Origin of the sequence: Brevundimonas nasdae (genome assembly GCF_016654005.1) — a bacterium.
GTDB classification, from domain to species: Bacteria; Pseudomonadota; Alphaproteobacteria; order Caulobacterales; family Caulobacteraceae; genus Brevundimonas; species Brevundimonas nasdae.
On sequence record NZ_JAEPWN010000005.1, the window covers coordinates 254,147 to 260,309 of the forward strand.

At 64.3% G+C, this 6,163-nt stretch carries 6 protein-coding genes; 4 read left to right on the top strand and 2 right to left on the bottom strand.

All coding sequences use genetic code 11. The annotated features are described in order from the left end of the window. Positions 1–41: 41 nt before the first annotated feature. From JKF87_RS18495 to JKF87_RS18590, 4 genes are all read left to right on the top strand, one after another. Positions 42–164 carry a hypothetical protein gene (locus tag JKF87_RS18495; protein WP_258522575.1) on the top strand — a complete coding sequence of 41 codons (123 nt, stop codon included), beginning with the start codon at positions 42–44 and terminating at the stop codon, positions 162–164. 391 nt (positions 165–555) lie between these two features. Next, positions 556–678, top strand: a complete 123-nt coding sequence (locus JKF87_RS18500) for a hypothetical protein (protein WP_258522574.1) — start codon at positions 556–558, stop codon at positions 676–678. Positions 679–777: 99 nt separating this feature from the next. After that, complete coding sequence (locus JKF87_RS10100) at positions 778–1,422, top strand: lasso peptide biosynthesis B2 protein (RefSeq protein WP_201099755.1); 645 nt, start codon at positions 778–780, stop codon at positions 1,420–1,422. Positions 1,423–1,424: 2 nt separating this feature from the next. Further along, a complete protein-coding gene (locus tag JKF87_RS18590; protein WP_201099756.1) occupies positions 1,425–3,182 on the top strand; it encodes an asparagine synthase-related protein in 1,758 nt (585 codons plus the stop codon). On the opposite strand, the gene JKF87_RS10110 is transcribed toward JKF87_RS18590, so the two are convergent. Together JKF87_RS10110 and JKF87_RS10115 are read right to left on the bottom strand one after the other, a co-directional pair. Continuing rightward, the gene (locus JKF87_RS10110) at positions 3,112–5,613 is read right to left on the bottom strand and encodes a S9 family peptidase (protein WP_201099757.1); all 2,502 of its coding nucleotides are present in this window, start codon (positions 5,611–5,613) and stop codon (positions 3,112–3,114) included. The two genes, JKF87_RS18590 and JKF87_RS10110, sit on opposite strands and share 71 nt — an antisense overlap. Positions 5,614–5,622: 9 nt before the next feature. Continuing rightward, entirely contained in the window at positions 5,623–6,024 is a 402-nt protein-coding gene (locus tag JKF87_RS10115) for a TonB-dependent receptor (RefSeq protein WP_201099758.1), read from the bottom strand. Positions 6,025–6,163: the final 139 nt, after the last annotated feature.

A 6,163-nucleotide genomic window follows, 5' to 3' on the forward strand; every position in this document is an offset into this window, starting at 1 on the left:
GGCGAGCCACATCCGTGGCGATCAACCAAGGAGAGACTGGAATGAAGACGACCAAACTGCGCATCGTTCGCTTCGGCAGCGCCAAGGCCCTGACCCGCGACGGCATGGGCAATATCTTCGAGGAAGCCGGCGTCAAGAACGGTCAATATCCGACCGAGGGCTGAGCGAAGGGCGGACGACGGCTACAACAGGCGGTCGTCCGCTTGTCTCCATCGGATCGTTCGAAGTCCACGCCTCGTCACCACAAACGAGGCCGGCGCGACGTGGGCGCATCGGAAACGATCCCGCCAAGCAGGGCTCCAAAACCAAAATAGCGGTGTCTCCAGCATCGGGCTGAAGCCGCCGGTCTGCGTCTGACGTCGAATGTGGCCTGCAGCAGTCGGACCTCCGCGACGATCGTGCGAAACGCGTCGGGCCGCCGGCAAAGAGGACCGAAACAGCGAACCCGCCAACCCGAACCGTTTCAAATATACTCCAGATATAGCTTTGCAGCCGGCTGATCTGCGCGCTCACTGGTTGCGCCACATCCGTGGCGATCAACCAAAGGAGACTGAGATGAAGACGACCAAACTGCGCCTCGTCCGCTTCGGCAGCGCCAAGGCCCTCACCCGTGACGGGCTGGGGACCGTGTTCGAGGAAGCCGGCATCAAGAACGGCCTTCGCCCGACCGAGGGCTGAGCGTACGGCGGACGTCCGCATACACGCGGTCGTCCGCTAGCCGCCGCCTTGACGTTCACCGCCCCGCTTGAACAACCAAGAAGCCCTGTTGCAAACGCCATGACAACTGACCTCTGGTGTCATCCCAACATCTATTTGACCGTGGTGGACGAAGATGTAGTCGTCCTCGATGTGGCGGGCGATCGCTACGAGTGCCTGCTGGGCGCTGCATCACTCCTCCAGCCAGAAGCAGACGGACGGATCGGGCTTGCGGACGTCTCGATCATGGACGAGTTGCGCACCGCCGGGCTGGCCGGCGACCTCGCCCCAAACCCGGTACGCAGGCCCATTGTCCCTCCGACGCGTGAACTCACGCCAGCGTCGCGCCCGCCTCGCTCCGAGATGGTTCGCGCCGCCTTCGCCTGGATCGTCGCGACCCTCATCTTCCGGGGAAAGCCGATATCCGTCCTTGTGGACTACCATAAGGCGCTGCGCGGTCGGGCGGAGGAACAGGACGAAGCGTGGCTCGCGGATTTGGCGGGAGCCGCCCGGCGAGTGCGGCCCTGGATACCGTTCGAGGGCGAATGTCTGCAGCGTTCATTTCAGCTCCGGTACTACCTCGCATCAAGAGGCGTGGCAGCGGACTGGATTTTCGGCGTCCGGACCTGGCCCTTCAGCGCTCATTGCTGGCTGCAGATCGGCGACCTTGTTGTCGGCGATCGTCTTGAACGCGTGCGACGGTACGCACCGATCCTGCGGGCCTGAAGGTGAGAGAGTTTCTGCTCGTTTGCCGCGCTGCCGATGACCTCCCTTCCCAAGCGCTGTCGGAAGACCTTGCCAAGAAGGCGTCAGCGCAAGGACTTGTAGTCTCTGCACTCAACCCACGCGCCTGGCTTGCGGTCCCCAGTTCGTCGCCTGCCACGCCGGTCCGGGTCGGTGGCTGGACGCTTATCGGGGACGTTTTCGATCGTCGCTCACCCGTCATTCCCTATGCGCATCCCGACGATCCCTGGGGGTACGAACGGAAGTTAGTGGCAAGGTTCTGGGGCCGCTATGTTGGCGTTCTCTTCGGCGCGGGAGATCAGCTATCCGCTCTCCTTCGCGACCCTTCCGGCGCTCTGGAATGCGTGGCCTGGTCCGAAAAGGGGCTGACCATCGTCGCCTCGACGGCCTTCGAGTGGTTGATCAAAGCGCTACGTCCTGCGTGGCGCATCAACAGCGCTCGACTGGCTCAGGAGCTTCACGCCGTCGTTACGGGGACGGGCGCGCTTCTCATTGACGGCCCCACCGCGCTCGAGCCGGGGACCGTTCAACCGCTCCCGCTTGAGCGGCAGGCCCTGGCCGTGTGGACTCCAGCTGACATCGCTCGCCGTAGCCTCTGGACCTCACCCGATCCGCACTCGGCCATGGAAGCTATTCGCTCGTCGATCGATGAGGCCGTGTCTGGATTTGCAAGCCTGCCCGGTGCCTTGGCCGCCGAAGTCTCGGGAGGGCTGGATTCCAGCATCATCGCCTCGAGTCTCGTGCGACAGAAGCCTGACGGTCAGCGGCTCTGGATCAACGCCTACGGCTCCACGCCGGAGTCCGATGAGCGCGCCTACGTCGCCATTCTGGGCCAGTCGCTCGGCTTCAAGCCTCTTTCGGTTCCGCACGTGACCGGAAGGATGACACCGGACTGGCTCGCGGCGATGGCCGGAGATTTCCGTCCGGGACTGAACGGGCTCGATCACCCCCAAGATGTCGCCTGGGCGCGCCACGTCGTCGATGGGGGCGCAAGCGCTCTGATGACCGGCAAGGGGGGCGACAGCATCCTCTTCCAGGCGGCCACCACCGATGTCTTTACGGATCTGTGGAAGTCGCGGGGCTGGCGAGCACTGGGACATCCGGACCTCGCAGAACTCGCGGCGGGCAACGAGATTTCGATCTGGTCGATGATCCGGACGGCGGTGCGATACTCGGCAGCAGGTCAAACGCCTCCGCGCAAAGCTCACCCAATCCTGTCCCCGCTCACCGAGCCTTTCGTCGGCCATCCCTGGCTTCAGGATCTCGACGTCTTTGGGCCCAGCAAGGCCTTTCACATCGCCGGGGTCGCCGACAGCGTGTCCCACCATGGGCCGTCTGTCCTCTCCCGAGCCGTCGATGTCCGACATCCGCTTTGCAGCCAACCTGTGGTGGAGGCCTGCCTCGCCCTTCCCACCGCGTTGTTGACGGCGGGAGGACGAGATCGCGGACTGGCGCGGCAAGTCTTCAGAGAGGGGCTTCCGGACACAATCGTCAACCGGCGATCCAAGGGAGAGATGACCCGTATTTATGGGCGCTTGATCGTCGACAATCTGGACATTCTCAGGCCCTGGCTGATCGACGGCCGCCTCGCCGCCCTCGGTCTAATCGATCGCGCGACCGCAGAGACCGAACTGACACCGGAAGCGCTGATCTGGCGTGGCCAGCATTCTGTCATCCTGGGGATCGCGGCGCTGGAGGGATGGACACGTCTTTGGGAAGATCGCCTGGGGCGTGCCGCGTGAACCGATCCGGGTCCGAAAGGGTTCGGTCGAGCCAGTCGAAGATCTGCGCGTAGTAGTCGCGAATGTTGGCGGGGCTCCAGATCACATGTTTCTCGCCCCAGTAGGTCACCATCCGGGCGTCGCCACCGTTCCTCAGAACAGCGCTGAACATCCGCTCCGATTGGCTCATGGGCGCGAAGTCCATATCGGCGGTCAGGAACAGAATTGGCCTCTTGATCCGGTCGGCGCGCAGGAACGGGCTTGAGGACATATAGGGGTCCGGATCGCTCCACGGGGGGGCCGCCAATCCGCCCTGTCCGACCTCCGTCCAGCCTTGGTTGAAGCGAAAGAAAATGCCGTTTTCCGGCTGGATTCGACCCTGGCTGTCAAACTCGCCCCATACACCCGGCATGTCGCTGTATCCGGCGGAGGCGATGTAAGACCGGTAGCGATCCGAACGGGTGGCGATCTCCAATGTCGCATAGCCGCCGAAGCTATGACCCCACAGAACCATGCGGTCGAAGGGAGCCTCGGGGAAAGCAGCACGCGCGGCATCGACGGCGAGGTCGGCGCTCCGGACGTAGGCGTCCCCGCGATCCCGGACGGAAAGGTCGCCCGGGATCGATGGACTCAAAACAGCATAGCCTGCGGAGACGAACACCTCGGGTCGAGTGCTGTAGGTCATGGCCAACGGATCGACGCGGGCGAGGTTGTCGGCCCAGCCGGGATAGACCTTGACGATCACACCCCGGATGTCACGGGCCGCGCCCCTGGGCAGGAACAGCCAGCTGGTGGTCTGTCGCCCGTTGATATCCAGATGTACGATCGGCTGAGCCTCGGTCAGAACGACATCCGAAAGACGTTGATTAATATTGTCGAGGTTCCGGGTGGGAGCGAGGCTTCTCCGGATCAGGGTCTCCGACAAACCCTCAGACCGCAGCATAAGAAGCCCTTCGGCGGACACGGCGACGACCCTGTCATCCTTACTTGCCACCCCCCCGAAGGAGGTCGCGCCATTCTCGCCCATGATAAGGCTCTCGCCATCTGCTGCGATCGCGGGTGACCAGTTCCGCCGGGGCGCCTCATTGCCCTTCAGTCGGCGGCCGAGGATCGGATCGAACACAAGCGCCTCGCGGACGTTGGCTCCTGTCTCCATGAGCCTTCGCACGCCTGAGCCTGTCAGCGCCCAATAGGCGCCGTCCGCGAACGCATAGAGGACGTCAGGCCCGGCGGCCGCGATACGCGTCGGCGCCGTGGCCAGCCCTTCCGTCAAGGCCCGAGGCGGTCCGTCTGGCGACAGCAGATGCCAGTCGCGGCGTCCGGTTTCATCATCCTTGGCGTAGACAACGGGCGATGCGCCGATCCAGTCCGCCTTTACGCCGTTGAGCGCCACCTCGGCCGACGTGCCGACATCCAGCTTGTCTCGCACGAACCAGTCCACGCCATCGACCGAGACCCGGCCCAGCCGGCCCTCGGCCCAGCGTTCGCCATCCTGGCGGGCCCACACCAGCACGCCTCGGGAATCGGGAGACCACCTGAGGAGATGGAAGGCGACGTCCAGATCGTCGGGGGACGCCACAACTCGTCCGCTTTCAAGATCGATGATCGCCACCCGATGCCGCCGGTCATCCTCCATATGCAGAAGCTCCGGCCGACCCAACGGCATTTGCTCGGCACGCCTGATCACGACGGCCTTGGTCCCGTCAGGCGATAGGGCGAAGTCACCGATCCGGGCCTCCAATAGTATTTTGGCCTCGCCCGTCACGGTGTCGTACCGGACCAAACGCTGGATCGGCTCCGGCGTCTCCGTCGACACCACGCCCCCGTGGGCTTCGATCACGGTTCTCGAAGGCTCATGGGCCCCCGCTGTCCGCTCCCAGGCTTCGGCGCGCCGCGTCGTCGCGGCGCCGTCATAACCCAACACCAATGGCAGGCTGCCATCCGGCCGAACGACGAAGACGAGGACGGAGCTGGACGCCCAGAACGCGCCTGCGCCATTCAGCGGAAGATCGGGCGTCAACCCTGTCCAAGTCACGGCTCCGTCCGATATCGTGACGACCCCGTACTCGAAGGTCTGGCCGCGCAGGCGGGTAACAAGAAGGCGTTTGCTGTCAGGGGACCAGGCGATGCGTTGCAGTCCAAGTCCTTCAGCGGGAAGAAGGCGTCGCGGTGGCGTGGCGGGCTCCTTCAGGTCCGCGAGCCAAAGGTCCATGATCGTCCAGGTCGACCGCCCGCCAAGGCGGACCTCCGTCATGGTGTTGTAGCCGGCGCGTTTCTCGTAGATCGCCCAACGGCCGTCCGGCGAGATGTCTGCGCGTCCGAATGCCTCCAGTCCGAGCAGGTCTTCCACCGTCAGCCTGCGATCTGGATCCCCAGAGCTGGCCATGGCGCCTGTTGCAAGCCAGGCAACCGCCATCATCGCGCCGGCGAGGCGTTGAATAAATCTCCGCATGGTTCGAACTCACCAACGACGCGTGAGCTGGAGCGAAACCACCCGGCCCAGTGGGCTGGCCTGGCCCGGGTCGAAGCCCAGACCTGTCGACGCATTGTAGAAGGGCGGGTCCTGGTCCAGGAGGTTCTGGACGGCCAACTGGATCTGCAAGCCGCTCTGCCGGTCTGGCGACCACGCGACGCGGGTGTCGACTGTGTTCCAGGCGTCGATTTGTGCGCCAAGTCGGTCCTTATAGTCCGCGACGTGGTTCCAGTAGCCGCCCACCTCGAGATCGCCCTGGAACCAAGTCAGCCCGGTTCGCGCGCGCAACTCTGACGGATAGCCGATGAGACCAGCGACCTTTTCGGCCGGCGCGGTCGGGGTTGTCCGGTTTTCGTAGTCCAGGATCCAGGAGGCGTTGGCGTCGAGCACCAATCGGCCGTCGCCCACAGACCATTCATGGCGACCGGTGACATTGACGTGCCTCTGAGTTTTCATCCAGCGGCGACCAGAGTCCTTGGGTTAGTTACGCCTCGCAGCGTGGGGTGAGCAACAGGCCGAGCCGCGCAGC